The sequence below is a fragment of the Dactylosporangium aurantiacum genome (genome assembly GCF_000716715.1).
Lineage (GTDB): Bacteria > Actinomycetota > Actinomycetes > Mycobacteriales > Micromonosporaceae > Dactylosporangium > Dactylosporangium aurantiacum.
The window spans coordinates 1-2,294 of sequence record NZ_JNYJ01000133.1 but is presented as its reverse complement, the minus strand read 5'-3'; the positions used below and the strand labels follow the sequence as shown (position 1 = coordinate 2,294).

The 2,294-nt window shown below is 72.4% G+C and carries 1 protein-coding gene and 3 pseudogenes; all 4 read right to left on the bottom strand.

Annotated features, from left to right (window positions below; translation table 11 throughout):
- A partial coding sequence (locus OP18_RS50605) for a histidine kinase (RefSeq protein ID WP_033367976.1) occupies window positions 1-639 on the bottom strand: 639 nt, incomplete at its 3' end.
- 43 nt (window positions 640-682) lie between these two features.
- Window positions 683-763: pseudogene (locus tag OP18_RS62860) on the bottom strand (hypothetical protein); the annotation flags it as partial.
- Window positions 764-808: 45 nt separating this feature from the next.
- Window positions 809-1,213, bottom strand: a pseudogene (locus tag OP18_RS60190) (potassium-transporting ATPase subunit C); the annotation flags it as partial.
- A pseudogene (locus OP18_RS60185) lies at window positions 1,213-2,294 on the bottom strand (HAD-IC family P-type ATPase); the annotation flags it as partial. The pseudogenes OP18_RS60190 and OP18_RS60185, both read right to left, overlap by 1 nt.

The following is a 2,294-nucleotide window of genomic DNA, read 5'->3' as shown; positions in this document are numbered from 1 at the left end:
GTCGTCGACCTTGTCGGCGAGCCACAGCAGGGCCAGCTCGCGCAGGGCGGTGAGGTTGCCGACCCGGAAGTAGTTGCCGAGCGCCGCGTCGACCTTCTCGGCCTGGTACACGTTGCCGTGCGCCATGCGGCGGCGCAGCGCCTCCGGGGTCATGTCGACCAGCTCGATCTGCTCGGCGCGGCGCACCTCGGCGTCCGGGACGGTCTCCCGCTGCGTCACCCCCGTGATCTGCTCGACGACGTCGTTGAGCGACTCGAGGTGCTGGATGTTGACGGTGGTGAGCACGGTGATCCCGGCGTCGAGCAGTTCCTCGACGTCCTGCCAGCGTTTGGCGTGCCGGGAGCCGGGGACGTTGGTGTGGGCGAGCTCGTCGACGACGACGACCTCGGGCCGGCGGGCGAGGACGGCGTCGAGGTCCATCTCGGTGAACTCGGCGCCGCGGTGGCGCAGGACGGCGCGGGGCAGCACCTCGAGACCGTCGAGGAGCGCCTCCGTGAACGGCCGGCCGTAGGTCTCCACGAAGCCGACGACGACGTCGGTGCCGCGTCGCCGCCGGCGGTGGGCCTCCTCCAGCATCCGGTAGGTCTTGCCGACGCCCGGGGCGGCGCCGAGGTAGACCCGCAGTTGTCCGCGCGCCATCGTTGCACCGTACTTCCTCCGCCGCCGGGCGGGCCGGGAACCGTCAACCGCGGACCGGATGGGCGGCGTCCAGGGCCAGGTTCAGCCGCAGGACGTTGACGCCGGGTTCGCCGACGAAGCCGAGGAGGCGTCCGGTGGTGTACCGGTCGACGAGTTTCCGCGTGTCCGCGGGGCGGCGGCCGTCGACGTGTTCGAGGTCGCCGATCGCCTTGCTGCGGGTGCAGACCTGGGTGAGCAGGCTGGGCTTGTCGGGGCGGTCGACGATGTTCTCCGGGCCGAGGTTGCTGGCCGATGTCGCGGTCGGGTCGTAGCCGTCACCGGCGGCGGACGGCCTGGACTGGAAGTACTGCTTGAGCGGGTTGCCGTCGGCGTCGGTGAACGACTGGCCGATCAGGCGGCTGCCGACGACCGTGCCGTCCCGGGAGATGAGTGAGCCGTCGGCCCGCCCGGACAGGCCCGGGAGCCGGCCGATGCCGACGAGCAGCAGCGGGTAGATCAGGCCGAGCAGCAAGGTCAGCAGGAGCAGGGCGCGCAGCGCGGCGAGGTGCCGGCTGAGCCAGGCGGGCAGGCGCATCAGGAGATCCCCGGTATCCAGGCGACGAGCAGGTCGATGAGTTTGATGCCGAGGAACGGGACGACCGCGCAGCGCGAGGGGGATGAGGGCGACGATGACGATGGCGTTGAAGATGACGGCGGACAGGATCGCCGAGGTCGGTGAGTGCAGCCGCATGATGTTGAGGGTGTCCAGGCCGGGGTAGACGGCGGCGAACATGGCCGGGATGATCGCGCCGGCCTCTTTCGCCGCCGACGTGCCGGTGTTCATGGCGACACCGACGTCGGCCTGGGCGAGCGCCGGGGCGTCGTTGGTGCCGTCGCCGGTCATCGCCACCAGCCGGCCGCCCCGTTGCTCCCGTTTGATGAGGGCCATCTTGTCCTCGGGGGTGGCCTCGGCCAGGAAGTCGTCGACGCCGGCCTCCGCCGCGATCGCCTTCGCCGTCAACGGGTTGTCCCCCGTGATCATCACGGTGCGGATACCCATGCGGCGCATCGCGTCGAACCGGTCCCGCATGCCGAGCTTGACCACGTCCTTGAGGTGGATCACCCCGAGGGCGCGGGCCGGCCGGCCCGCGGTGCGTTCGGCGACGACGAGCGGGGTGCCGCCGGAGCCGGAGATCGCGTCGACGATCCCGCCGACGCCGGCGCCCGGATGCCCGCCGTGGTCGCGGACCCACCGCAGCACCGCGGCCGCGGCACCCTTGCGCACCTGCCGGACCTGCCCGCCGTCGTCCACGTCGACGCCGGACATGCGGGTCTGCGCGGTGAACGGCACCCACGTCGCGTCGACCAGCTCGCCGGGAGCGCGTTCGCGCAGGCCGTGCGCGGTCTTCGCGTACACCACGACGCTGCGGCCCTCGGGGGTGCCGTCGGCGAGGCTGGACAGCTGGGCGGCGTCGGCGAGCTCCGCGTCGGTGACGCCGTCGGCGGGCAGGAACGCGGCCGCCTGCCGGTTGCCGAGGGTGATGGTGCCGGTCTTGTCCAGCAGCAGGGTGTTGACGTCGCCGGCGGCTTCGACGGCGCGGCCGGACATGGCCAGGACGTTGCGTTGCACGAGGCGGTCCATGCCGGCGATGCCGATCGCGGACAGCAGCGCTCCG